General features: G+C 40.6%; 24 protein-coding genes. 15 read left to right on the top strand and 9 right to left on the bottom strand.

Features of this window, described 5'->3' with window-relative positions; genetic code table 11:
• Nucleotides 1-106: 106 nt before the first annotated feature.
• Entirely contained in the window at nt 107-1,129 is a 1,023-nt protein-coding gene (locus P1X15_RS23020; protein ID WP_277340495.1) for a TatD family hydrolase, read from the bottom strand.
• Entirely contained in the window at nt 1,113-1,991 is an 879-nt protein-coding gene (locus P1X15_RS23015) for an EboA domain-containing protein (RefSeq protein ID WP_277340494.1), read from the bottom strand. The genes P1X15_RS23020 and P1X15_RS23015 overlap by 17 nt, the downstream gene beginning before the upstream one ends.
• A gap of 251 nt (nt 1,992-2,242) precedes the next feature.
• Here P1X15_RS23015 and moaC point away from each other — a divergent pair, with 251 nt between their 5' ends.
• On the top strand, nt 2,243-2,716 hold the full coding sequence (gene moaC / locus P1X15_RS23010; RefSeq protein ID WP_277340493.1) for a cyclic pyranopterin monophosphate synthase MoaC: 474 nt from the start codon (nt 2,243-2,245) through the stop codon (nt 2,714-2,716).
• Nucleotides 2,717-2,786: 70 nt separating this feature from the next.
• Here moaC and P1X15_RS23005 read toward each other — a convergent pair whose 3' ends face one another.
• The 3 genes from P1X15_RS23005 to P1X15_RS22995 are packed head-to-tail and all read right to left on the bottom strand — an operon-like array spanning nt 2,787 to nt 5,296.
• A complete protein-coding gene (locus tag P1X15_RS23005; RefSeq protein ID WP_277340492.1) occupies nt 2,787-3,803 on the bottom strand; it encodes a hypothetical protein in 1,017 nt (338 codons plus the stop codon).
• 42 nt (nt 3,804-3,845) lie between these two features.
• Nucleotides 3,846-4,763 carry a hypothetical protein gene (locus P1X15_RS23000; RefSeq protein ID WP_277340491.1) on the bottom strand — a complete coding sequence of 306 codons (918 nt, stop codon included), beginning with the start codon at nt 4,761-4,763 and terminating at the stop codon, nt 3,846-3,848.
• 14 nt (nt 4,764-4,777) lie between these two features.
• A complete protein-coding gene (locus P1X15_RS22995) occupies nt 4,778-5,296 on the bottom strand; it encodes an RNA polymerase sigma factor (RefSeq protein WP_028663893.1) in 519 nt (172 codons plus the stop codon).
• Between the two features lie 190 nt (nt 5,297-5,486).
• Between P1X15_RS22995 and P1X15_RS22990 the strand changes: the two genes are divergently transcribed.
• The 11 genes from P1X15_RS22990 to P1X15_RS22940 all read left to right on the top strand — a co-directional run bounded on the left by P1X15_RS22990 (nt 5,487) and on the right by P1X15_RS22940 (nt 17,260).
• Complete coding sequence (locus P1X15_RS22990; protein ID WP_277340490.1) at nt 5,487-8,546, top strand: two-component regulator propeller domain-containing protein; 3,060 nt, start codon at nt 5,487-5,489, stop codon at nt 8,544-8,546.
• A 76-nt stretch (nt 8,547-8,622) separates the two neighbouring features.
• Entirely contained in the window at nt 8,623-9,255 is a 633-nt protein-coding gene (locus P1X15_RS22985) for a response regulator transcription factor (protein WP_277340489.1), read from the top strand.
• 435 nt (nt 9,256-9,690) lie between these two features.
• Nucleotides 9,691-10,005, top strand: a complete 315-nt coding sequence (locus P1X15_RS22980; RefSeq protein ID WP_277340488.1) for a hypothetical protein — start codon at nt 9,691-9,693, stop codon at nt 10,003-10,005.
• A gap of 32 nt (nt 10,006-10,037) precedes the next feature.
• Complete coding sequence (locus P1X15_RS22975; RefSeq protein ID WP_277340487.1) at nt 10,038-10,394, top strand: LytTR family DNA-binding domain-containing protein; 357 nt, start codon at nt 10,038-10,040, stop codon at nt 10,392-10,394.
• A gap of 113 nt (nt 10,395-10,507) precedes the next feature.
• Nucleotides 10,508-12,754 carry a PLAT/LH2 domain-containing protein gene (locus tag P1X15_RS22970; protein ID WP_277340486.1) on the top strand — a complete coding sequence of 749 codons (2,247 nt, stop codon included), beginning with the start codon at nt 10,508-10,510 and terminating at the stop codon, nt 12,752-12,754.
• Nucleotides 12,755-12,793: 39 nt separating this feature from the next.
• Entirely contained in the window at nt 12,794-13,414 is a 621-nt protein-coding gene (locus P1X15_RS22965; protein ID WP_277340485.1) for a hypothetical protein, read from the top strand.
• Between the two features lie 21 nt (nt 13,415-13,435).
• A complete protein-coding gene (locus tag P1X15_RS22960; RefSeq protein ID WP_277340484.1) occupies nt 13,436-13,996 on the top strand; it encodes a hypothetical protein in 561 nt (186 codons plus the stop codon).
• Nucleotides 13,997-14,041: 45 nt separating this feature from the next.
• The gene (locus tag P1X15_RS22955; protein ID WP_277340483.1) at nt 14,042-14,617 is read left to right on the top strand and encodes a hypothetical protein; all 576 of its coding nucleotides are present in this window, start codon (nt 14,042-14,044) and stop codon (nt 14,615-14,617) included.
• A 12-nt stretch (nt 14,618-14,629) separates the two neighbouring features.
• Nucleotides 14,630-15,166, top strand: a complete 537-nt coding sequence (locus tag P1X15_RS22950) for a M23 family metallopeptidase (protein ID WP_277340482.1) — start codon at nt 14,630-14,632, stop codon at nt 15,164-15,166.
• Nucleotides 15,167-15,661: 495 nt separating this feature from the next.
• A complete protein-coding gene (locus P1X15_RS22945) occupies nt 15,662-16,780 on the top strand; it encodes a VWA domain-containing protein (protein WP_277340481.1) in 1,119 nt (372 codons plus the stop codon).
• Between the two features lie 84 nt (nt 16,781-16,864).
• Nucleotides 16,865-17,260, top strand: a complete 396-nt coding sequence (locus tag P1X15_RS22940; RefSeq protein WP_277340480.1) for a contact-dependent growth inhibition system immunity protein — start codon at nt 16,865-16,867, stop codon at nt 17,258-17,260.
• Between the two features lie 50 nt (nt 17,261-17,310).
• On the opposite strand, the gene P1X15_RS22935 is transcribed toward P1X15_RS22940, so the two are convergent.
• From P1X15_RS22935 to P1X15_RS22925, 3 genes are all read right to left on the bottom strand, one after another.
• The gene (locus P1X15_RS22935; protein ID WP_277340479.1) at nt 17,311-18,261 is read right to left on the bottom strand and encodes an N-acetylornithine carbamoyltransferase; all 951 of its coding nucleotides are present in this window, start codon (nt 18,259-18,261) and stop codon (nt 17,311-17,313) included.
• A 449-nt stretch (nt 18,262-18,710) separates the two neighbouring features.
• Nucleotides 18,711-19,268 (bottom strand): glutathione peroxidase, encoded by a 558-nt coding sequence (locus P1X15_RS22930; RefSeq protein WP_277340478.1) that lies wholly within the window; start codon nt 19,266-19,268, stop codon nt 18,711-18,713.
• Nucleotides 19,269-19,376: 108 nt separating this feature from the next.
• Nucleotides 19,377-20,225: an EamA family transporter gene (locus P1X15_RS22925; RefSeq protein WP_277340477.1), complete on the bottom strand. Its 849-nt coding sequence runs from the start codon at nt 20,223-20,225 to the stop codon at nt 19,377-19,379.
• Nucleotides 20,226-20,418: 193 nt separating this feature from the next.
• Between P1X15_RS22925 and P1X15_RS22920 the strand changes: the two genes are divergently transcribed.
• Nucleotides 20,419-21,690, top strand: coding sequence for a pitrilysin family protein (locus P1X15_RS22920; RefSeq protein ID WP_277340476.1), 1,272 nt, complete (start codon nt 20,419-20,421; stop codon nt 21,688-21,690).
• A gap of 51 nt (nt 21,691-21,741) precedes the next feature.
• Nucleotides 21,742-22,593 (top strand): FKBP-type peptidyl-prolyl cis-trans isomerase, encoded by an 852-nt coding sequence (locus P1X15_RS22915; RefSeq protein WP_277340475.1) that lies wholly within the window; start codon nt 21,742-21,744, stop codon nt 22,591-22,593.
• A 61-nt stretch (nt 22,594-22,654) separates the two neighbouring features.
• On the opposite strand, the gene lhgO is transcribed toward P1X15_RS22915, so the two are convergent.
• A complete protein-coding gene (gene lhgO, locus P1X15_RS22910; protein WP_277340594.1) occupies nt 22,655-23,851 on the bottom strand; it encodes an L-2-hydroxyglutarate oxidase in 1,197 nt (398 codons plus the stop codon).
• Nucleotides 23,852-23,916: 65 nt separating this feature from the next.
• Between lhgO and P1X15_RS22905 the strand changes: the two genes are divergently transcribed.
• Nucleotides 23,917-24,471 (top strand): DapH/DapD/GlmU-related protein, encoded by a 555-nt coding sequence (locus P1X15_RS22905; protein ID WP_277340474.1) that lies wholly within the window; start codon nt 23,917-23,919, stop codon nt 24,469-24,471.
• Nucleotides 24,472-24,613: the final 142 nt, after the last annotated feature.

Here is a 24,613-nt window from a genome sequence, read left to right as displayed (position 1 = left end):
TTTGAAATGACAGACCTTCCAAGTTTTTGAAACTTGGAAGGTCTCTTAACTCTTAACTTTCCAAGTTTGGTTTTCTACGTATTCAAACTTGGAAAGTCTTTTGTACCTACTTGATTAAAAGTGTATTTTTCTTTTTTGCATCCGGTTCTTGGCCTCCGCGTAAAATCGTATTACCATTAAACTTCTGACTTTGGTCAATGGTAAGACCGTTTTCAAAGTCATTAATATCGATTTGTCCACTTTTGGCAAAGGCGTCAATGGCATTTTGGTAAGTTACCAATCGAATCGCTTCGTCAGAAATACCATTCAATTTCATCAAGACTGCCGTTTTGGGAATCGCCAATGGGTCAGAAATCCCCCAATCGGCGGCAGAATTGACCATAATGCGCTCAGGGCCGTACTGCTCTACTATTTTCACCATGCGTTCGTTGCTCATTTTAGTGAACGGATAAATCGTAAATGCCGCCCAAAAACCTTGGTCCAGCACACTTTTGACGGTTTCTTCGTTGTTGTGATCCACTATCACCCACGACGGATCAATACCGTGTTCGAGCGCAATCGCCATGCTGCGTTCGGTACCGCGTTTTTTGTCGCGGTGTGGCGTGTGAATCTGAACGGGTAACTTGGCTTTTTTTGCCAATTCCAACTGCAGCCGATAGTATTTTTCTTCGGCGGCGGTCTGGTCATCAAAACCAATTTCCCCTACGCCTACCACGCCTTCTTTGTACAAGTACAAGGGTAAAATCTCCATTACTTGTTCGGCAAGAGGCTCGTTGTTGGCTTCGCGAGAGTTAAGTCCAATCGTGCAGTAGTGTTTAATTCCAAACTGCGACGAACGAAAACGCTCCCAACCAACAAGGCTGCTAAAATAGTCTTTAAAAGTAGAAAGACCCGTCCGGGGCTGTCCTACCCAAAAGGCAGGCTCAATCAGGGCAACAATACCTGCATCGCGCATGGCTTCATAATCGTCGGTAGTACGCGATACCATATGGATGTGGGGGTCAAAAAAGCGCATTCCTTGAATAAGGCTACGATGCGATTCCCAGCTCAAATCGGTTTGGGCAACCACCTCCTCCGATTCTTCGAAATGAGAAGGATTTTGTTCGAATTCTTTATGGTTTTGACACATAGGTATTCAGGTCAGAAAATTCAAGATTTGCCCACGTAATGTGGTGGGTGTTGACAACTTTTTCTAAATGTGGATAATTAGCCAATAATTCCAATGCAGGCTCGTGATTAGAGTGATAACACGTAAGGGCAGCTGCTTGTTGGTCGTATTCGGAATTTGACTCAAACAAGAGCTTCATGTCAGCAAGTAGAGTTTCGTTCAAAAATCGCGTAGCCAACCGCCATACTTGAGGTGCCACCCATCGGCCCGCTGCCCAGCGTTCGTGGGCAAAATCCGAAAGAGTGAGTACTAGCTTTTCATTGCTTCGCTCTTCGAGCCCATAGATGAGGTGAAGAGGCTTATCATTAAAAATTCCCTTCAGTACCAACTGATTCCATGCTAACTCAGAAAAATGATGGTAGGGATAGGGATTGCGCAGTGCAATTGCTTCGTACACTACGCCCATGTTGGAACGTACGGCATCGGTGGCGCGAAAAAGCCATTGTTGGGGATACGCCAATAAGGGCAATGCCGAATACAACGCTACCAACTCATTCATTTCGGCAGTGTCAAAAAGCGTCTCGATGTGTCGGCAGTATTCTTCCTTATTGGTACTATCCAAACAACTCAACAACCATACGCGACCCAATCGCACAATTCCCCAATCTTCTACCGAAAACCCTTCTAAGGTTTCATTCAATTCGATATTTTGGGCTACGGTGGGTTTGATGGTTCGTTTGGCCAAAAAACGAGGTGCTGCCACAAAGGCAGTCATTAATTCTAAGGGAGTTGCATTTCCTTGCTCTTGCAGCCAAGATGCCTCGGCTACGGTGAGGTGGTCGTTCAGAATTTCCCAAAGAAGACTATTAAGCTGTGCTAACATACAGATATCTTGGTATTTAAACTTGGCAAGGTTGTAAAAAAACACCTTGGCAAGCTCTACATAAATGGTTAAAACTCGCCAAGTTTTGTAAACCACATTTGATTAACTATAAATTACTTCAATTGTTGATTACAAAGTTACAAGGTAGCCAATGGGGAAGTACCATAAAATGATAAAAATTAGAAATTAAGTGAAACTACGCGAAGCTTTCGTGTTACTTTGTGTTATTAGTATTTAAAACAAAAGAAAATATGTCTCTTACTCATTTAGATGTCGAGGGTAATCCAAGCATGGTGGATATATCGGCCAAAGCCGTGACGAAACGTGTAGCCAAAGCCCGTAGTATCGTAGTTTTGGGGGATGAAATCATGAACCTGTTAGAAAACAACGAAATCAATACAAAAAAGGGACCCGTGTTTCAGACTGCAATCATCGCTGGAGTGATGGCCGCCAAGCGTACTGGCGAACTCATTCCGTTGTGTCACCCTTTAGGATTAGAAAATTGTCAGGTAGAAATTAAAGTCAATGAAGCAAGGGAGGTGGTGATTGAATGTACGGCCAGTGTGACAGGAAAAACAGGCATAGAAATGGAAGCATTGACAGGAGCAAGTGTAGCGGCTCTCACTATTTATGATATGTGCAAAGCCATGAGTCAGCAGATTGTCATCAAAGAAACCCGCCTCATTGCCAAGAGTGGGGGAAAGAGAGATTTCGTATCGCCATAAAAATAGTAACGGTAGTAGATTTATAAATGAAATCTGCTACCGTCAACAAAAACTGCTTTAAAAGCGTCTATTATTTCTTCTTCCTCAAATACACATTGCCGCGACTTGAGCGAATCGAAATTTTGGTTTGAGGCTCATTCAATACGTATTTAGGAGCATTGCGGTCGCTATCCCAGTATCTATATTGGCCATCAGAAAAAGAATATACCACGCCATTGGTGCTACCTATGACCACATTGTTTCCCTCTCCCGACTGATTGATATAGGCTCTATTGCCCGGTGAGTAGGTACTAGCAGTGCCCGAACTTTGGCTCCTAACAGCTACTCTTTCTGAAGCGGCTCTGGCGGCATCTGACTCCATCGCTTTGCGGCCGATAGTTCGCGCTTCTTCGTAGGCTTTTTTCTCTTCTTCTAATGCTTTAGGGTCAGGGGTATAAGGTTTGAGGTCTAAATCAGTAAACATATTGCCGTCTGAAGCGCTAATGCTAAAAAGTACCTTGGCTTTTTCGGGAACACTGATGTCCACATTATCACTATAGCTCACGATTGATGAAGGTTTTTCGGGCATTTTATCGTCAAAAACGATTTTTATTTTTCCTTGATTAGAGTTAGCTACAATAGGCCCTGATACATTGTTGAGGGTAATATCTTCGTAGTTGGTATTGACTTCGATGCTTCCTTTTACGCCCGAAATAGACATTCCGTTTTCATTACATGAGCAAGAGTTGCGTTTTTTGATGATGAGGTTTAAGTCCTGTGGCATTTTAACTTTATAAGTCGCTTTACCTTTCAAGACTACGTTGATTTTTAGCACATCTCCATTAAGGTTGCTCGACAATCCAATGTTGGTATTGTCAACTCCTCCCGCCGATAAGGGTCGCAAACCGTCGGCTTCTTGCGGAACTTTGGGTAGGTCAGAGGCTTCGATGATTACTTCATCACCACTGTAACCTTCGATATCAAGCTGCTTAGCATCAATATCCATCACTACTTGTTTGTTGGCTCCGGTAAACTTCGTTTTGTATGTTTGGGCGTAAGTACTGCTTGCAATGGCAAGCGCACCTAGAAAAAGCATGTATTTGCGCATGGCTCTTAGATTGTTTTGTATTTGTGAGGTTAGTTTAATACGTTATTCGGTAATCATGGAAAGTTCTCCGATACTATTTTTAGCCAAAATTCTTACAGATTCGTCCACTTTTTCGTCTTTTTGAATTTGTTCAAATACTGGCAGACTTTCTTTAACGCGCATCCTTACGAGGGTTTCGATGAGCGTACTTTGTTCGATAGGTTCATTAGTTATAACTAGCTGATTAACAAGTACTTTTTTAACTTCGTCGGTTTGCCTAAATCGTTCGAGTGTTTCGATAGTCGATAGGCGGACATTGAGACTTTCGTCTTCGCGGAGGGTTTTGATAAGTGCCTGAATCACCGCAGGCTTAGGATTATTGAGTGCCGCTGCATAGTTAAGTCCTTTGATTCTTTCTGAAGCTGAGCGTTCTTTCAACAAACTCAGAATCACAAGCTCTTGGGTCATTTTCATTTCTTTTCGCAATGATGCGATTTGCTGGTCAATTGACTCTTGTTTGCCTTTTTTATGCGGGTTTTTGGTCTCAATAAAATCGTCGTCACTTGATTCTGCTTTTTGCAAAGAGGCTGTATGGGTAGGAGGCGGGGTGGCTGGGGTAGAAGCAGCCGCAATAGTACGGTACTCAATTTGAATAGGAGCTGTCTGACGGCCTATCCAAAACGTAATTGCGATACCTGCCACGGCAGCGGCATATTTAAAATATTGCCGCCAAGGGCTAGGAGAAAGTTTAACGATGGTAGTAGCAAGGATTTTCTCTCCTTGTAAAGCTTTATAAAAAGCCTCGTCCATTTGAGAGTCCGTATCAGCCTCAGTGTTTTGGAGCATTTGCCAAACCTGCTTCAACTCTTCTACTTCTTTCCGCAAGAGGGGATCGGTAGAGAGGCGCTGCTCAAAAACGACACGCTCTGCCTCCGAGAGGTGTCCTAGCAGATAGTCGGTGATGATTTGTTCGTTTAGCATCGTCTTTCTGAATTTTATTTACTACTTACATCAAAGTACAAATCTCTCAATTTTTGCATGGCTCTAAATACCCTTACTTTTACGTTGGCTACCGAGAGCCCTAAGGTCTGTCCTATTTCTTCATAACTCATATTCTGAAATCTGCTCAATACCAATACTTCACGATATTGGTCGGGCAGCTGTGTCAGTGCCTGGTGCAAATATTGGTGTTGTTCGTCGGCTTCGTCGTAGGTATCTCCTACATCGGGTATTTCTGTCAAATCCGAAAATGTAGGATTTTGTTTTAAATGATCAAAAAACACATTTCGAGCAATCTCCAATACCCACGTTCGAAACGAAGCACCTTCTCGATAGGTATGCCGATAGCGCAACATCCTGAGAAATACCTGCTGAGTCAAATCACGGGCATTTTCACGGTCGTGTTGTCTATAAAGGAAGAAATTGAGGAGCGACTTCTTGTAGCGTTCATACAAGATTGCCGCCTTATCTAAATCTCCCTGACTTACGGCATACATGGCCTGTTCGTCGGTCATGGAACTGTTTGGGTTTTCATGGAGAGATTACTGGGTGATAGGGAGAAGGTTACAAAGTAGGAGAAAAATATTTCAATTTTTTATTTACTAGCGCTGCGGTTATTGCTTCTTTCTACAAGAACTCCTACCGTTTGATAAATTTTGAGACTTCGCTTGGCTGATTTAATATTAAAAATATGTAAATTTAGAGATGTTATTTATCATCCATTCACACAATAAATGCTTCTGGACGAAATACTGGAATTATATTTTATTAATTTTTGCTTCTTCAAATTTCTGTATTCTAAAAGCCCAAAGCTTAATTGCATATAGGTTTGAGCATATTACTCAAAAAGAGGGTCTTGAACAAGGTAGTGGCTATGCTGTATCTCAGTTCGATGATTTTATATGGTTTGCGACTCAAGATGGACTTAGTAGGTATGATGGCTATTCATTAAAAACATTTAGAACTACTACCCAAAATGGCATCAATAGTAGTTTTGTGCAAGCGTTATTGGCGGACTCTAAGGGGCGTTTTTGGGTAGGTACTCGTAAAGGCATAAATTTTTATGATAAGCGTATAGAGGGTTTTAAAAGTTTTAGGCAGGAATTAAATATGACCCATTCGTTGGATTCTGTTTCAATTGAAAAATTTATCGAAGATTATCATGGGAATGTGTGGATAATGACTGATGAACAAGGGGTGTTTAGATACTCTTACATCACAAAAAAACTAGCTCATTACTTACCTCTTCAAACTAATTTATATGACTTTTGCCTAGACTCCTCAGGTAATCTATGGCTTTCTACCTATGATGATGTATTTTATTTTGACTACCATAATGATGTTTTTGTGCCTACGAATATCAAAACAAAATTGAGGATAAATTCAAAATCCGTCATTCAGGCCATTTGTTTTGATGCCGATAATAAGCTGTGGATGTCGATTTATAACCAAGGGGTTTATCAAATAGATACTCCCAAAAATTCCAAGAATTGGAAGTGTTTTACCAAAGGAACAGAACCTCTTTATATAAGCGACAATGAAATAAGGTGTATGATGAAAGACCGAGCGGGTAATCTCTGGCTGGGTACGAAGCAAGGTGGTGTTTCTTTGTATAGACATGACCTGAAGAAGTTTGTACATATTCGTAAAGAATTGGCCAACGAAGCGAGTTTAGGAGAAGATTTTGTATTAAGCCTATTTCAAGACCGACAAGGCATCGTGTGGTTAGGACTTGGAAGTAGTGGGTTCAGCAAATATGATCCTTTGCGTTTTCCTTTTCGGACCATTAAAAAGCAGACAAACCTCTTTAACACCATGCTCGATGACATGGTTTTTACAATTTGGGGGGATGATTCAGGGCTATACTTTGGAACCAACAAAGGAGGGTTGTCACACCTTAACTCCTCAGGGCAGTTTCAAAATTTTGTAAATGACCCCCGTGATCCCAATAGTTTGCAACACAATGAGATATACAGCATCTCAGCCCAAGGGTACAATTATTTGTGGCTAGCTACTTCTACTGGATTAAATCGTTTTGATAAAAAAACTCGCCACTTTAAGTCTTTTTTACCTAACAAACCCTATTATTTGTATGCTGTTTTGGCTACTTCGTTTGGTGAGATATGGACGGGTGGTGAACGAGGATTGGAATGTTTTAATACCAAAACTGGGCAATGGAAAAAAAAGGGTCAGTTTGAGAGTTTAGAGGCCTATAAATCACACACAATCCGAACCTTTTTTGTAGATTCAAAGCAAAGAATTTGGATAGGAACCCTAGGCCATGGGATGCTTTGCTATGACCCCACCAAAAAAATAGCGCTTCAATTTGATAAGAGACAGGGATTGACTTGTAACAATGTTCGTAGTTTTTATCAAGATTCCCAACGTCTTTTTATCGGGACTGACTGTGGTCTTTATGAAATGGATTTGAGGAGTTTTAAAATGAGTAACCACTATTCATCGGTGATTGGTGAGCCACCTTTTCGACTACCAAACGACGTTATTTATGGTATATTGAAAGATAGAAGAGGGGATTTGTGGTTAAGTTGTAACAAAGGGTTAGTCCATTTTTCATTGACAAAAGGAGTAATCCGTAACTATGATAGCCGTGATGGATTGCAAAGTAATGAATTTAATACCAATTGTAGTTTTCAAGATACTTACGGGAATCTCTACTTTGGGGGAGTCAAAGGCGTCAATTATTTCAATCCTGACAGTTTGCGTAAAAATACCTTTGTCCCACCCTTAAAAATGACTCGGATTAAGGTAATGGATAGTCTGTATTATCCCTCCCAAAAACATTTGGAATTAAAATATGACCAAAATTTTTTGGAGTTTGAGTTTGCTGCGCTCAACTTTTCAAATACTCCCAAAAACCAGTACTTATATAAAATGGAGGGTATTGATGAAAATTGGATAGCTACCCAAGAAAAACGGACTATCAACTATACAAAACTGCCCTCGGGCGAGTATAAGTTTATGGTAAGGGGCAGTAACGGCGACGGGGTATGGAACCCTGAGCCTCTTTCTCTCAAAATCAATATTATTCCCCCTTTTTGGGGATATTGGTGGTTTTGGCCGCTTGTATGGCTTTTAGCCTTTGGTGTATTGGGAATGGCTTACTATTTCTATTTAAAAAACGAATTTAAAAACAAACTCAAAATTCAAACTCTCCGTAATGAAATCGCTTCAGACCTTCACGATGATGTGGGAAGTACGCTGGGGAATATTAGTTTTTTGGGCGAAATGGCAAAAATGAAATTCCATAAAAAACCAGAAGATGCCTTGCCCATTCTTGAAAAGATCATCGAAGACTCCAAAGAAATGATTCAAACCATGCGTGGAATGGTCTGGACGATTAATCCCTCCAATGATAATGCACAAGATTTTGCCGAGAAAGTACGAGCTTTTGCGGAAGCTATGCTGTCGAATCGAGGAATGAAGCTGCATTTTAAGAACGAAATGGAAGAAGCACAAACATTGAGCATTGAACAGCAACGTCATCTGTTTTTGATTTTTAAAGAAATCGTTCACAATATTGCTAAACATTCACAAGCCAAAGAAATACAGATAACTATAAAAAAATACAACGCTTCTATGTGGGTAAAAGTAATCGACGATGGCGTGGGTTTTGATATAAACAATGTTGCTGATGGCAATGGCTTGCGCAATTTGCAACAGCGAGTAGCGCATCTTTTGGGATTGATTGAAATTAACTCTGAAAAAGGCAAAGGAACCGTCATTAAACTAATGATTCCCCTTTAAAATCATCAATATTCGCTATTGATTGTTCTGACAACCGAAAAGATATTTGTAATTGAAACTTTAGGTAATCAATCACATGATACGAGTCGCTATTTTTGATGATAATGTGGCATTTACAAGTAGTATGGAATTGCTTCTCAAAGATAGCGACGACTATGTATTATGCGGTGCTTTCAACAACGCTACACAGGTACTTATCAAAATAGCCAGAGCCAATCCTGATCTAGTTATTATGGATATCAAAATGCCTGACGTATCGGGCATTGAGGCCGTTATTGCAATTCGAAAAGAGTATCCACATTTGCCTATTTTGATGCAAACGGTCTTTGAGGACGATGATAAGGTATTTGCCGCGATTTGTGCGGGGGCATCGGGTTATATCTTAAAAGGAACTACCCCTCAAAAAGTCTTGGAAGCAATTGCCGAAGTGTATGCGGGTGGAGCTCCGATGAGTCCGAGCATTGCTCGCAAGGTGCTTCAATTTTTTAAAACCCAGCAAACAGCTCCTGCGGAGTATTTTGATCTCTCAAATCGCGAAAAAGAAATCTTAAAATATTTGGTGGATGGCTATAGCTACAAAATGATTGCCGATGTGTGCCACATTAGCTTCAATACAGTCAATGCGCATTTGCGTAAAATCTACGAAAAACTTCACGTCAATTCATCCCAAGAGGCGATCAGTAAAGCACTTCGGCAGAAGATAGTATAGAACACAGATACAATAGGGATTTAGTGGAGGCTAAAAATAGCAAAAATTCGCTATTTTTTTATGCCCATTTATGGCGGAAATTTGAGCTATCAATCATTCATAGTTATCATTTTCATTAGTATGAAAAGACTCATTCTACCCTCCACGCTATTAAGCCTAACAATGTTGTTTTTTTGTGATTTCTGGCAAAAAAGACAATGCAGAACCAGACACTGTTCAAGTATTTGGTTCTACCGAAAAAATAGGAAACATTGTATAAAAAGCTTACCTCAAATGACTTTTAGTAAACCCTGTTGTTTCTTGGATGAAGTAGGACACTCAAAGTCAAGCGTCGAAGCAGTTCCTATCGGGCTTTACGCTTTTGCCCAGTGATTTGGAGGGCAAAATCACCCATATTTCATCCTTCCAAAGACGGGTCAAAGCCTCAAAGATTTTTTGTATCAAGAACTTGCGGCCTCTTATGATTTAATAAAGGCCAGTGCCTCCGTGGTAATTGACGGGACGGAACTTATGACCGATAAAACAAAATTTAGATGGCAAGCGGAGGTATTTGATATCCTAAATATTTACAAAGATTTTAATACGCCCGATTGTGATTATAGCAGCCAAACGACCAAAGTAATTAATGACAATATGCTGCTCAAATTACCTAAAGGTAAGCACACACTTGTACTGAAAGGTAAGATTCCTAATGATGATTCTATGCTGGTTTCTGAGGCTAAAGTAACATGGAACTTGACGGTGGAGTAGGTGACAAATAACTATCTTTATGCTTAATTATCATGACGTTTCTGACAATACCGCTTCCGCGTAATCTACGACAACGCCCTAAGTTGGAAATTTTACAACAGATTTCTCCCGAAAATATTGTCGTTTTGGAGGGGGAGGGAAACTACACCAAGGTAGTATTTAATGACGGCCCTCACCTGATTTTTAGTAAAACCCTCAATCGGATGCAGGCGGTTCTTCTACCAACTCTGTTTATTCGTATTAGTAAAAGTATCGTTGTCAACCGGCAATATATTCAGTATTTGAGTAGGATAGACAAAGCATGTGTGCTCACGAATGGCAGTCGATACTCTATAGCTAGGCGGAGATATCGGCAGGTTAAAGGTAGTTATTTAATACAAAATCAATGAGACCTATATCTGTACGATAATAGATGCTTGGTTGTGAGGGGTCAATGGGCAGAACTCTAGCCAAAGACGCAGCTTTCTGATAAGTGATTAAGTAGTTAAAACGCATTATTAAAATGAAAAAAATCATTAAAATTTTATTTTTAGGAGCAATATCTTATAGCTTATTGTATGCCTGTAACTCCAAAAAAAAAGATACTGTCACTCCTACCAAAGAGGTGACAATTGTAGAATTTGATGCCGCTTCTACGACCGAAAACATTACCTTGAATAGTTTTAAGGTAACTAGTAAAATAACCAATGCAGGCAATGGCGACATTACCGAACATGGTCATGTATACTCTTCAAGCAGCGATACGCCTACACTTTCTGATAGTAAAAAAGATTTGGGGGCAAATGGTGGCCCTTTTCCAGCGGTTTTTGCAAGTACCATTGGAGATTTAAAACCAGAAACGAAGTACTTTGTGAGACCATTTGCCAAAAATGAAAAAGGTGTAGTATATGGTAAAACGGTAGAAGTACTGACTCTTGCTGAAGACAAAAAGTTTGCCCCTGCTATTGACGACAATACCAAAATAGAAGAAATAAAAACCGATGAGTTTAAGATTACCAACACCCTTGCTAATGATGGGGGTTCTAAAATTACCCAATATGGTCATGTTTATTCCGAAATCAACCCAAGTCCGTCTGTTAGTGATTTAAAGACGGAATTAGGCGGTACCGATGGCCCTTTTCCTTTCTCTTTTTCTAAGACTTTTACGGGGCTTAAGTCAAATACGAAGTATTATATTCGTGCTTATGCTCAGAATGAAAAAGGAATTAGTTATGGAAAAACGGCAGAAGTGACTACGGCAGCCGTAATTGTGACATCGACTCCGAGTATAGATGATAACTCTAAAATAGAAGATACTCAAATAGAGTCATTGAGAATAAGTAGTACGATTAGCAATAGTGGTAATTTAGAAATTATTCAACATGGACATGTATATTCTTCTACGGAAAAAATACCCACTACTACTAGTTCTAATACCCAGCTTAATGCTACCAAAGGGCCATTTCCCCTTAAGTTTACCAGCGAAATAAAAAGTCTTAAGGAAGGAACAACCTATTATGTAAGACCTTATGCAACCAATGCTAAAGGTACAGCTTACGGTAAAGTGCAAGAAGTAAATACACTTGCTATTAAACCACCTGTTATTAGTAATAGTAATGTCTCAAGAGCGATGACCTATAATTCTGTTACCTTAGAAAGCGCGCTTGGCGGCGATGGTGGAGCTCCTATTACTGACTATGGTCATTTGATAGGAACCTCAGTCCCGACATTGGCGTCCAATACGGGTAAAATAACATTGGGGAAATACGAAGGGAGTTTTCCGAAAAATTTCAAAAGTACCTTTGGTGATTTGAAGGAAAATACCATTTATTATGTAAGATCATACGCTACCAATATAAAGGGTACAACCTATGGAGAGTCGATTATACTGCCTACTCCTGAGGCCGAACCTACTTTTACTAAGCCTGCTAGTATAGAAGATGTACCTATTTATAGTTTGGAATTGGTCATAAAAACCGCAAATACTTCTGATGCTGGTACAGATGATAAAGCGTACGTAAAACTCAATGACGCAATGAATAACTATTATCTTGATTTACCGAAAGATGACCGCGAAAAAAATCAAACGGATAGTTATTATATTCTTGATCCTTCTCTCAAAACCATAAAAGACATTAAATATCTCACAATAGGCAAAGAAGGAACTGATGCTTGGAGCATGGAAAATATTACAATTCGAGTAAACGGCTACCAAATTTATGTCAATAATTTAACTTCTAATCCGCTTACTATCGATGGTAATGATGGCTATTCGCCTAAATATACGATTTCATCTGCCGATTTACGGAGGAGTTCTCAGTGGTCATATACTGCTAACCCACTGATTTATCAATCCTCCCGTACAATTTCTAATGCAATGCTAGAATTAATGATAGCCAGTGTTTTTGGAAATGAGCTCAATGGAAGTTTTCAAGCCTCAAAAAAAGTAGCCTGGGAAGAAAAAGCAAGCGCAGTAGAAGTTACATATAAAGGAGCGGATCGTGTTGCAGTAAGGATAAGCTTGTACGAGAGAACCCAAAAATCAATCATTGATTTTGTATTAGCCCTACCATGTGTTTCGGGGATCATTCAGTTTGCAATTTTGAGCCCCGTAGGTAGCACTAACAATCCGGCGGTCTCTACTTCTATTCATACTTATTTTGACTATCCTTCTATACAGAGAAAGTTAGCCGTGCATCTAAATCGAACTTTGAATTTGCCAATGTGTAAAACCAAAGTCAATGCTGATGGTAGTATTAGCTATTGGTGATTCTCTTAAAGCATTTATAACTTCTGAAATCTTAGCCTCATGATCATTTTTGGAACAAAAGCTAAACTACTTCGAACTGATAAAGTAGAGCAAGAAATCTGTGCTCATTGTGGAGCACAACATAGTATTTATGTCAGTATATTTCAACGCTATTTTCACATCTTTTGGATACCATTTTTCCCTATTGGGAAGGCTAAGGTGTCGCAGTGTGGGCATTGCCGGCAAACTCTTCAGGCTCATGAAATGCCGTTGTCGCTTGAGACAACCTCCAAATTGATTGCTGCCCAAGCGAGTACGCCTGTTTGGACGTTTGCTGGTTTAGCGCTTTTGGGTATTTTCACCACTTGGGGGATTATTTCGGATCAACAAAAAGACAAAGAAACATTGACATTTGTGACTACTCCTCAATATGGAGATGTGTATGAGGTCAAATTGGGAGACAAAGCCTATACGCTCTTTCGGGTAGCAGAAGTACAAGCAGACTCCATTTTGTTTTATCCACATCAGTACGAAACCACCAAATCTACTGGCTTGATTGATTTGAGGATTGACAGTGATAAGAAAAATCAATATGATGCTCGACGCATAGCTTTGGCTAAATTATCATTAAAAAACATGATTGATGAAGGTAAAATATTAGGTGTTTATCGTGAAAATTGAAACAACTATAATTCTTTAAAAATGGATGAAGATAAAATAGACAAAGCAATACATGTCATAAAAAAAGGCATGGCGATTTGGGATGCTTGCCAAAGACTAAAAGCGGCATTGGACACAACAGCAGATTCGGCAGGGTTTGTGATTGGGAGGGTATTCAATCGTGGAGCTCCTGCCTCAAACTGTGAAGTTTATATTTGGGACGTACTTCTTGGTGATGTTACTCCTTTACAAATTACTACTTTGGGGAAAGTAGAAAAAAACAACAATGCTTATATAGTTCGTACAGACCATGAGGGGTATTTCTGTTTTGCTTTTACATGGGGGGGGTATCAGATAGGCTCTGATGTGTCAAGTGTTACTGCACAAACGGCGGTTTTTTGGGAAGGAGGAACTCCTGTGGTAAGGTCGGCTCCCAATCGAAGATTACTTATCAAGCCCATTGTAGATTTAAGTAGTTTGGGCAGTATGATAGATGACCGAAGCGTAATCAGTGTAATTGGGAACTTAATAGAATCTCAGAAGCGAATCCAACTTGTAGGCTATCGATGTTTTGATATAGGGTTTGGAACGTATCGTCCATAGTGTTTTGAGAGATACAGGATTGAGTTTAATCAAAATATTACTAAAATGAAAACAACATCGACAGATACAGTATTGACGGAATCACATGTTCATTCTTTTCAGCAGTTTATTGTTGCTCTTGTGACCATACCAATAGTAGGTTGGCTATATGCATATGCACTTTGGTATATACCGGTAGTGTTCCTGAGAATAGTTGCACTGGTATTGATCTTAGTGCCGGGAGCTATTTTAGCCACAAGTTTGGTAAAAATCCGTGCCCTTACCAACCAGCGGCTCGTAATGGTAGGTAGCTTTTTGGGCAGTGGATGTGCTTTCTATATTAGTTGGGCCATCTGGTTAAGTTTGGCATTAAATCTCGAAAGCTTTTCTTCTTTTTTGGTGTTTACGTTTCCAATTACGCATGTTGACTATTCGGGGGTAGCTCATTTAGTGTTCCACCCTTCAGAAATGTTTAGCCTGATGACCAAGATTGCGACAACGGGAGTCTGGGCAATAAGGGGGAACAATGTGTCAGGAGGGATGCTTTATATAGTCTGGATTGTTGAATTCTTCGCTGTTTTGATTGGTACGTGGATGATGGTTATAACTATATTGACTGAAACAGGTTCTCCTCAAAAATAACATTCTTTTAGTATGACAACTCCTTTAGAATTTATGATGATGCGCCCAACACAGGGCGCTAGAATAGACCCTCAGAGCAATGAATTTGGGGATGTGAGAGTTGGAAGTAATGGCAAGGCAAAAGCGCATTATGGTTGGGACTTATTTGCTAGAATTGGTACTCCTGCACGTGCAATCGCAAACGGAACGTTGACCTACAGGAATGATCCTGGAGGCTATGGGGAGCAATTAATTTTAAAATTTGGTTACTTAGGTACTACCTATTATGCTCAATATGCTCACTTAAGTAAGGAGATTTCAAAGGCTTCGGTTCAAGTAAGCGAGGGTGAGATAATTGGATATACGGGCAACAGTGGAAATGCCAAAAGCAAACATCTAGGAGATATGCATTTACATTTTGAGATTCGGTATAAAGACCCTGTTCCAAAAGGAAGTAAGTTTGAATTTCGTAAAGATCCGCAGGAAATACTAGGCCGTTATCCGTTTTTACATTCTAAAGATAATGCTACTGAGATCTTCTTTAAGGCAGTAGATTTCCTTAGTCAATAAATAAAGGAAACGCTCCCTCATTCAATTATAGAAGACGATTGCCGCTTTATACCAACTGCTCAAAGTCGAGCGAATACTTTTCCGTTTGAAAAGCTACTAAAATAGAAGCCGTCTGTTTTGAACAAGGATACATAGGTATTAAAAATGGAAAATTTCTACTTCACAGTTTGCCTCTTCATGTAAAATCAAAACAGGTGCCTCCAATTTTAAGGAACAAAAAACACTATCCCAAACACAGATAGATTCGCTTTTTAGGATTCTATACTACTTAATCACACTGGAAGCAGAGCGTCCGCAGATTGCTATGAGCCTCAGCATGCATTGTGGTTTTATAAATAGTATCCGCCAATAGCCTTTTTAGAGATTTGTTTTTACTTGCCAAAACCATAACATATCTACTAATTCTAACTTTGGTGTATTTTGTAAGGGCAAGTATTCGTTATTGGGAAAATGGTTTGAATTCATTGAAAAACAGCCCTAAAACGTAAAATGATCATGAAAAAAACAGCTCTTATTTTTGCTCTTCTTGCTGCTTTTAAAAGTATAGTAGTTGTAGCTTCGGTTTCGCAAACAGCTCCTAAAATCCAAGTAGCTCTTCTGCTCGATACCTCTAATTCTATGGATGGATTGATAGATCAGACCAAAGCTCAATTGTGGAAAATGGTTAATCATCTTATCAAAGCAAAACGAGGCAATGAAAGCCCAGTGATTGAAATAGCGCTTTATGAATATGGGAATAGTAACCTTGCCGCAGGAGAAGGCTACCTCCGCATGGTCAATGCCCTGACCACCGATGTGGATGATATTTCAGAAAAACTTTTCGCACTTTATACGAAAGGTGGAGAGGAATTCTGCGGTTGGGCTATCGGGAGTGCTACGACTAGCTTAGCATGGTCGGAGTCTAATGTCGACATGAAAATTATCTTTATTGCGGGCAATGAACCTTTTAATCAAGGACCAACCGATTATCGAAATGCATGCACAACTGCGCAAAACAAAAGCATCCTTATCAATACTATTTTTTGTGGTAATTGGAAAGAGGGTGTCAGAACCCACTGGCAAGATGGTGCTAGTCTTGGTAAAGGACTGTATTTTAATATTGATAAGGATCGCAAAATTGAGCATATACCTACTCCCTATGATGACACTCTTTTTGCGCTTAATCGCCAGCTCAATGAGACATATATCGCCTATGGAAAACACGGTGAGAGCAAATTGAAAAAACAAACAGAGCAAGATGCTAATGCTGCCAACTATGGAAAAGCTAATGTGTCATTGCGTACATCTTATAAAGCAAAAGGTGGATATCGTAACGAAAGTTGGGATTTGATCGACGCTTCTGAGCAGAATCCTCAATTGATAGAAACGCTTAAGGTAGAAGATTTGCCCGAAAAGATGCGCCTTATGTCTACCGCTGAACGGAAAAAATATATTGGTAGCAAACAAATAGAGCGCAGTAAGATCAAAAAACAGATCATTGACCTAGATACAAAAATGCAGGCCTTTCTGCTCGAAAAACTGCCTAAAAGTGAAAGTACTAAAACACTTGACAAAGTCATGTTGGAAGGGCTTACAACGCAGCTAAGAGAACATGGGTTTGAAATAAAACCATAGTTAGAGTCTATCAAGTGTTGGTTTTGATTGACTAAAACAAAAAAACTTTTATATAGGGCTGCGTAACATCAGTTAGTTATTGAAATGGGGGCAGAAAACAATTGGAAACAACGAACGCTGGAAGAACTGGAAAATGAGGTTTGGAGTGACGAAATGAAAGAGGAAACCTATTTGATTCAAACATGCGCTCAATTACGAAAAAAACGGTTAGTAGATTTTACAACCGAAGACCTCAGAATCATGATTGGACAAAGGATCGGTTTACTGTATTTGATTCCCCTTGCTCTCGAAGTCCTCCATTCAAATGTGCTTGCTGCTGGCGATTTTTATGAGGGCGACTTATTAGTGTCTGTCTTGAGAAGCGATGAAACGTATTGGCAACGCGAAAAGAAACAGTGGCAACGGGTAATTGCCCTGATTGAAAAAAATCGGAATATATTATCAATAACTCACATTGCCCCTGTTATCGAAAAACGCTAGATGGAAGCGTATGATGATTTTGTGAAGATAAACCCCAAAAAATAAGTTTGTTATCCCAATCCCTCCAAAATCTGCTTCAATACCGCCTGAGCCGACCAGAGGCGGTTGCCTGCCTGCTCTACTACGATAGACTGCGGGCCGTCAATCACTTCGTCGGTTACTTTGACGTTGCGACGGACGGGCAAACAGTGCATAAACTTGCCGTGGTTGGTCAAATCCATTTTTTGTTGGGTAATCATCCACGACGGGTCTTTGGTCAGTACTTTACCATATTGTTGGTAGGATGACCAGTTTTTGGCATAAATAAAATCGGCTCCCGCAAACGCTTCGTCCTGATTATAAATCACTTTTGCATTGTTCAAGTACTCAGGATTCAGTTCGTAGCCTTCGGGATGAGTTACTACAAAATCCACATCGCGGCGGGTCATCCATTCGCAAAACGAGTTGGCTACCGCTTGAGGAAGTGCTTTAAAATGAGGTGCCCAAGTCAGCACTACTTTGGGGCGTGCTGTGGTTTTGTATTCTTCTATCGTAATACAATCAGCCAAGGATTGAAGCGGGTGGCGCGTCGCCGACTCAAGGTTGACGATAGGAACACCTGCGTATTTTTTGAATTGATTCATGACCAATTCGGCATAGTCTTTCTCGCGGTCTTGCAGCCCTGCAAAGGCTCTAACGGCCAAAACATCGCAGTATTTACCCATTACGGCAGCGGCTTCTTTTACGTGTTCGGCATTACCACCGTCCATGATTACCCCTTCTTCCAATTCCAATCCCCAGCTGTCTTGCCCTACGGTCATTACCATGGTGTTCATGCCAAGATTTTGAGCAGCGCGCTGCGTGCTTAGTCGGGTACGGAGACTTTGATTGAAAAACAATAACCCGATGGTTTTGTTTTCACCAAGGTGTTTGTGAGAAAAAGGTGACTTTTTAAGCTGAAGTCCCTCGTTTACAAGGGTATCAATGTTGGTTACATCATGTACCGAAAGAAAATGTCGCATTTCTGAAATGAAGGTGGTGTTGTAGAAAAAACAAAATTGCAAAATTGTTTTAATAACCACCTCTTTTAAAGGAATAGTTATAAAAAAAGGGACAATAAAAGTTATATTGACTTTTATTGTCCCTTTTTTAGAAAATATGATTTAAAATTCCGTAGGGGCAGGCCTTGCGTCTGCCCCATTTATGTCAGTCAATAACGCAGATCAGGGGGCACACGCAAGGCCTGCCCCTGCGAAATACTATGTGGTCACACGCAAGGCCTGCCCCTGCGAAATACTATGTGGTCACACGTAAGGCGTGCCCCTACGAAAAACTATGTGGTCACACGTAAGGCGTGCCCCTACGAAAAACTATGTGGTCACACGCAAGGCGTGTCCCTACGAAATACTATGTGGGCACACGCAAGGCGTGCCCCTACGAAATACTATGTGGTCACACGCAAGGCGTGCCCCTACTGAATGCCTACTGCCTTTTTAAACTCTTCGTCAGTTGGTTTAATTTTTGAAGCAAAAAAATGCGTCAATTTTCCATTTTCATCCACTATGTATTTGCAGAAATTCCACGTAGGTGCTTTGTCATTCCAGCCGTTGAGTGACTTATCTGAAAGCCATTTGTAAAGTGGATGTTGATTTTCTCCTACAACGTCGATTTTAGAAAACATTTGGAAAGTCACGCCGTAGTTTTTCTTACAAAAGGTAGCAATTTCGTCGTTGCTGCCTGATTCTTGTGCACCAAAGTTGTTGGCAGGGAAGCCCAATACCACGATTTTATCTCCGTATTGTTCGTGGAATTTTTGCCAGTCAGCATACTGAGGAGTGTAACCGCAAGCAGAGGCTACATTGAGCAACACAATCTTCTTGCCCTTATACTTGTTCAATGATATTTCTTGATTGCCAATAAGGGTCTTCATTTTGTAATCATACACAGAAGCGGCAGGTTTGATGTTTTCGGTGTTAGTTTTGATTTCCTTTTTGTTGGCAAAAATGCCCGTAATGAGTGACAAAAGCATAACAAACATGGTTTTGATAGTAGCCATTATAGATAAGGATTAGAGTTAAAAACTGTACTGTTAGTAACGAAATGGGTTAGATGATTGTTCAAACAAACAAAGCAAGTTTTAGAAGGAAGCTAAAATTTCTTGATATGAAATCAGAAAGATAGCAATCACCGCTACTAGAAGTCCCCATTTGTTGAGAGACTGTAGTTTTTCTTTGAAAAATAGCCATGCCAAAAATGACGATACCAACATGCTTGACACATTGTAAATCGGGAAAACAAAGGCTGCACTGTTGCCGAAAGCACTGAGGGCTTTTAACAAAAAATAAAAAGAAAGGAAATTGGGTAGCCCTAAAATAAGCCCTCCTACAATGCTCCTTAGGCTGAGTTGGTCGTTGGTGGTCAGTATTTTGATGATTAAGAAAATAGTGCCAATCAAAATAGCACCTGTACAGGCAATTGCCGTAAAAAGGGCAGATTGGGAAGGCTCGTAAAAAGTGGCACTGATGTAATTGATGAGGGTATTGTTGGTACCGCTCGCTAAAAACAACAATACAGGTAAAAATAGTAGCAGCCCACTGCTTGAAGTTTTTGTTTCTCCTTTTTTGAGTGTACTCAAAGCTAAGGCGACCAAAGCAAGCAATAGTCCTAAATAATTTAAAAATGTGAAGTCTTTGTTGTTGTTTTTGAAAATAAATAATCCGAACAATACCGGAATCACTAACGACATATTGCTGGCTAATGCGGCTGTTGTAACACCCACTTGGGTAGTCGTGGAGCCTATCAATACAAATACTACCACAAACATAATCCCCAATGCCAATGTAAGTAAAGTAGGGACGCTGGTCCATGCGGCGTGAGTATATTGGGTAGGGTCGGGCATGAGTAGCAGCCCCATCGCCACACAAGTATAATAATTGAATATTACCGCATGGAGCGAATTGACTTTATATTTAGGAAAAGACCTCATTATCAAATATAAAGCCACAGTAAAGGCGACAGCAAGTAGAAAGTAAATCATCGTAGCAAAGAAAAATAGTGGGTGTTGGGTAAGAAAGTTCGGAAGGAAGTTGAGGATTACGAACGCGATTTTAGCAAAAACGTTTATCTAAACAAAAACAGTCCGTAATATTGCACTCTTAAATTTTGACCACCAATAAAGTATGCAACTAGATAGAACTCAAGCACCCGATTTTCGCACCATTGAATCGGTTCAATTTCCTACTCCTCAGGTCGTGACTTTAGACAATGGTCGGCCGCTATACGTAGTCAATGTGGGAGAGCAGCCGGTGGTGAGGCTTGAGGTGCTTTTTGAAGCAGGAACTTGGCACGAACAAACCGAAGGAGCATCATTTTTTACAATAAAAATGCTAACTGAAGGTACCAAAAACTTTAGTTCGGCGCAGATTAGTGGGCATTTTGACAAAATTGGCGCCTTTGTAGATTTAAGTCATACCCCCGACCGCGCCAATGTCATGGTGTATGGGCTTACCAAGCATTTAGGTTCCATTTTGGAGATGGTGTCTGAAATGCTTCAAGAGGCAACCTTTCCTGAGAAAGAGTTTAACGATTTGCGGAATATTACGCTTCAAAATCTTCGGATCAATCTTGAAAAAAATGCGTACGTAGCCACTCATCAATTTAAAAAGCACCTTTTTGGCACCGCCCACCCTTACGGGCGTAGCCAAAATGAAGCAACTATAAAGGCATTACTAACTTCAGACTTGCAAAATTTCTACCATCAACGCATCAAAGGGCGACCTTTTCGCGTATTCTTATCTGGGCAGGTGGGAGAAAAAGAGATTGCGCTCGTAAATCAGTTTTTAGGCCAACAAAAAACAGTCGAATCGATACTTGAGCTACCTTCGCGCGAAATCACTCCTCAAACCGAACCTCTATGGTTGGAAAAAGAAGGGGCGGTGCAGTCGTCTATTCGAGTAGGGCGGAGACTTTTCAAGCGACAACACCCCGATTTTTATCGGATGATAGTTGCCAACGAAATCCTAGGAGGGTACTTTGGATCACGCCTGATGAAAAACATTCGCGAAGACAAAGGCTTTACTTATGGCATCTCTGCGAGTTTGGTGCCAATGCGCCAAGAAGGATACTGGGTGATTGGGACCGATGTAAAAAAGGAGTTTGCCCAAGTTACTTTGGATGAAGTACAGAAAGAAATTACCTCCCTCCAAAATGAACTTGTACCGGCTGATGAGTTGGAAGTAGTTAAAAATTATATGGCGGGAGAATTTGCGGGCTCTCTCAATACTCCCTTCGAAATCGCAGATAGGGTCAGATTGATGGTACTTGAAGGATTGGATGTTGATTTCTATTCCAACTATATCCAACGGTTACGCGTCGTAACAGCAGAGGAGATTCAAAACATGGCGCGTGAATACTGGCAATGGAATGAATTGCAGCGAGTGATTGTAGGATAATCTCTAATTAAATTGAGTGATAATTAACTAGTGTACAAACACTTAAAAAGAATGAAGCAAATTGTATTAGCGGTAATGGCCGCCGTGTTTTTGGTATCGTGTCAAAATATGTTGGACAATGAAGGGCAGAAGAACCTCGAGCTCAACGAACAAGCAATTCAGAATTATATTACTTCCAAAAAGCTCACAATGGAAAAAAGCCCTTCTGGGTCGGGGCTTTATTATACTTACTTAAAGTCTAATTCTGGCGGTACAAAACCCAAAGTAGGTGATGAAGTAGCGATTCATTATACACTTTTTACGCTTCAAGATGTAAAGTTTGACAGTACGGAGCGCGTAGCCAATAAGCCTCTGACTTACATTTATGGGGTCAACTCGCTAATTGCTGGTATGGATGAGGCCATGTCGATCATGCGTACGGGTGATAGAATGTTACTTCTTATGAACCATTTTTTAGCTTTTGGTAGTCAGTCTGACAATATACTTCCGGCCTATTCGGCAATAGGAGCCGATTTGGAATTAATGAGTGTACGTACGGAAGACCAACGTATTGAAGATTATATCACAACCAAGCAACTTGCCGTGACAGAACTGTCATCCACAGGGCTTCGTTTTATTCGTACAGCTACCACTACTGAGAATAAAGTAGCCGCAGGAGAGGTGGTGAAAGTGAAATACACTGGCAAACTATTGAATGATAAGCAGTTTGATTCGGGCGAAATTCAAGTACGTGTAGGCGGAGGGGGTGTTATCAAAGGTTTTGATGAAGGCGTGAGTAAGATGCGCTACAACGAAAAAGCGATTTTGGTATTTCCTTCTTCCTTGGGCTACGGAACTCAAGGCTCAGGCACGACTATTATGCCTTATGCGCCTTTGGTATTTGAAGTGGAGGTCGTGAAATAGAAAAGGTTCTCGATTGTCTTTCATAACGCTGGCGATGTTCTGAACGTCGCCAGCGTTTTTTTTAGAATCTTTTGAGGGCAAGTTCTGCTACTGTTTGCCCAATCGACAGGGAAGAAGTAGCGGCTGGCGAAGGGGCATTGCACACATTGATAGTATGCGGACGCTCAATGATGCTGAAGTCATCCAAAAGCCCTCCTTCGCGGTCGCAGGCCTGTGCTCTGACACCCGCCCCGCCGGGGATAAGGTCAGAAGATTGGATTTCTGGAATCAACTCTTGCAATGCTTTCGTAAAAGCCGCTTTCGAAAACGAACGGTACATTTCTCCTAAACCTGTTTTCCAATATTTGGCAGCTACTTTCTGGAAGCCAGGCCAAGTGAGGGTTTTCCACAATTCTTTAAAATGAATGTCGAGCTTCTCGTAGCCTTCGCGTCTAAAAGCCAAAACAGCATTGGGACCTGCTTCTACCCCGCCTCCTATCATTCGGGTAAAGTGTACGCCTAAAAAGGGAAAATTAGGGTCAGGAACAGGATAAATCAGGTTTTTGACTAAGTGTTGCTTCTCAGGTTTTAACTCAAAATACTCTCCTCTAAAAGGAATAATGCGTAAATGAATCGGTTCTTTTTGGGTAAACTGAGCCACTTTGTCGGAATATAAGCCTGCGCAATTGATTACCAACTTGGCTTCATAATAGTTTTGCTCGGTGATTACCATCGAGATTTTCTCATTTTGCCTTATTTCGATGACGCGTTGTCCCAATACCAATTTACCACCAAGTTTCTGCACTTTTTCGGCGTATTTTTCGCATACTACTTTGTAGTTGATAATACCCGTTTGAGGAACAAAAAAACCTTTAAGTCCTTGTACATGAGGTTCATATTCGCGTAGCCCATTGAGGTCAAGCATTTTGAGGCCAGTCAGACCGTTTTGTTGGCCTCTTTCATACAGGCCGTCGAGAATCGGAACTTGCTCGGGACGAGTAGCTACTACAATTTTTCCACAGAGTTCAAACGGAATATTTTCTTTCTGGGCAAAATCCACCAACATCTTATAACCATTGATACAGTTGGTGGCTTTGAGGCTACCGGGTTTATAATAAAGCCCCGAGTGAATCACTCCACTGTTGTGGCCCGTTTGGTGCATAGCCACCTCATGCTCTTTCTCAATGATTACTAAGCTTAGTTTAGGGTTTTTCTCCTTGATTTTCAGGGCGGTAGCGAGTCCTACTATGCCTCCTCCAATCACTGCAATGTCGTATATTTTCTCCAATGTAATTTTGCGTTTTGTGTACTGCAAAGTTAGATTAAACTCAGTAATTTTGACGCATGAAGAAGACCATAATCAATTTCTATACGGCGTTTTTAGGTTTTAAAGATTATTTGTTTCGGGAAGGGATAATGAAAGTCCCTTTTTACGCTTTTCGCAGGATATTTATCAAACAAACCGTGAAGAAACTGGGCGAGGGAGGATTTGTAATGATGAATGTCGAATTTCGAAATGGAAAAAATATTGAAATTGGGGAAGGGTGTTTTATCAATAAGCATACGTTGCTCGATGGTCGTGGCGGTAAGCTGCTCATCGGCAATCATGTAGATATAGCGCAAGAAGTCAATATTTGGACACTCTCACACGACCCACACGACGATTTTCATAAGGTATGGGGCAAAGAGGTGATTATTGAAGATTATGCCTGGATTGCATCACGAGCCACGATTATGCCAGGCGTGCGGATTGGTCGTGGTGCAGTAGTTGGAGCTGGTAGTATAGTCACCAAAGACGTTCCGCCAATGATGATGGTAGCAGGCGTACCCGCCCAAATAGTGGGAGAGCGCAAAAGCAGCTTAAAGTATAAACTAGACTGGCAGCCTTGGTTTAAGTGATTGCCCAAACTTCCCATGTATCACCCTGAAATAGCTTGACAGATTTAGGATTCATTTTTGGTCACTGAAATAGTTTCTAAAATTGTACTTTTTGCTTTTTCTCACGTTTTGATGCTCTCCATCTTTTAGTTAATGGTCCCTT

It is taken from the genome of Runella sp. MFBS21, from assembly GCF_029433105.1.
In the GTDB taxonomy this organism is placed as follows: domain Bacteria; phylum Bacteroidota; class Bacteroidia; order Cytophagales; family Spirosomataceae; genus Runella.
This window is presented reverse-complemented; position numbering and strand designations above follow the sequence as displayed.

Coding starts and splice junctions, on each gene's coding strand:
- P1X15_RS23020 (WP_277340495.1), bottom strand. CDS start 1,129: ATGTGTCAAAACCATAAAGAATTCGAACAAAATCCTTCTCATTTCGAA.
- P1X15_RS23015 (WP_277340494.1), bottom strand. CDS start 1,991: ATGTTAGCACAGCTTAATAGTCTTCTTTGGGAAATTCTGAACGACCAC.
- moaC (WP_277340493.1), top strand. CDS start 2,243: ATGTCTCTTACTCATTTAGATGTCGAGGGTAATCCAAGCATGGTGGAT.
- P1X15_RS23005 (WP_277340492.1), bottom strand. CDS start 3,803: ATGCGCAAATACATGCTTTTTCTAGGTGCGCTTGCCATTGCAAGCAGT.
- P1X15_RS23000 (WP_277340491.1), bottom strand. CDS start 4,763: ATGCTAAACGAACAAATCATCACCGACTATCTGCTAGGACACCTCTCG.
- P1X15_RS22995 (WP_028663893.1), bottom strand. CDS start 5,296: ATGACCGACGAACAGGCCATGTATGCCGTAAGTCAGGGAGATTTAGAT.
- P1X15_RS22990 (WP_277340490.1), top strand. CDS start 5,487: ATGTTATTTATCATCCATTCACACAATAAATGCTTCTGGACGAAATAC.
- P1X15_RS22985 (WP_277340489.1), top strand. CDS start 8,623: ATGATACGAGTCGCTATTTTTGATGATAATGTGGCATTTACAAGTAGT.
- P1X15_RS22975 (WP_277340487.1), top strand. CDS start 10,038: ATGACGTTTCTGACAATACCGCTTCCGCGTAATCTACGACAACGCCCT.
- P1X15_RS22970 (WP_277340486.1), top strand. CDS start 10,508: ATGAAAAAAATCATTAAAATTTTATTTTTAGGAGCAATATCTTATAGC.
- P1X15_RS22965 (WP_277340485.1), top strand. CDS start 12,794: ATGATCATTTTTGGAACAAAAGCTAAACTACTTCGAACTGATAAAGTA.
- P1X15_RS22960 (WP_277340484.1), top strand. CDS start 13,436: ATGGATGAAGATAAAATAGACAAAGCAATACATGTCATAAAAAAAGGC.
- P1X15_RS22955 (WP_277340483.1), top strand. CDS start 14,042: ATGAAAACAACATCGACAGATACAGTATTGACGGAATCACATGTTCAT.
- P1X15_RS22950 (WP_277340482.1), top strand. CDS start 14,630: ATGACAACTCCTTTAGAATTTATGATGATGCGCCCAACACAGGGCGCT.
- P1X15_RS22945 (WP_277340481.1), top strand. CDS start 15,662: ATGAAAAAAACAGCTCTTATTTTTGCTCTTCTTGCTGCTTTTAAAAGT.
- P1X15_RS22940 (WP_277340480.1), top strand. CDS start 16,865: ATGGGGGCAGAAAACAATTGGAAACAACGAACGCTGGAAGAACTGGAA.
- P1X15_RS22935 (WP_277340479.1), bottom strand. CDS start 18,261: ATGCGACATTTTCTTTCGGTACATGATGTAACCAACATTGATACCCTT.
- P1X15_RS22930 (WP_277340478.1), bottom strand. CDS start 19,268: ATGCTTTTGTCACTCATTACGGGCATTTTTGCCAACAAAAAGGAAATC.
- P1X15_RS22925 (WP_277340477.1), bottom strand. CDS start 20,225: ATGAGGTCTTTTCCTAAATATAAAGTCAATTCGCTCCATGCGGTAATA.
- P1X15_RS22920 (WP_277340476.1), top strand. CDS start 20,419: ATGCAACTAGATAGAACTCAAGCACCCGATTTTCGCACCATTGAATCG.
- P1X15_RS22915 (WP_277340475.1), top strand. CDS start 21,742: ATGAAGCAAATTGTATTAGCGGTAATGGCCGCCGTGTTTTTGGTATCG.
- P1X15_RS22905 (WP_277340474.1), top strand. CDS start 23,917: ATGAAGAAGACCATAATCAATTTCTATACGGCGTTTTTAGGTTTTAAA.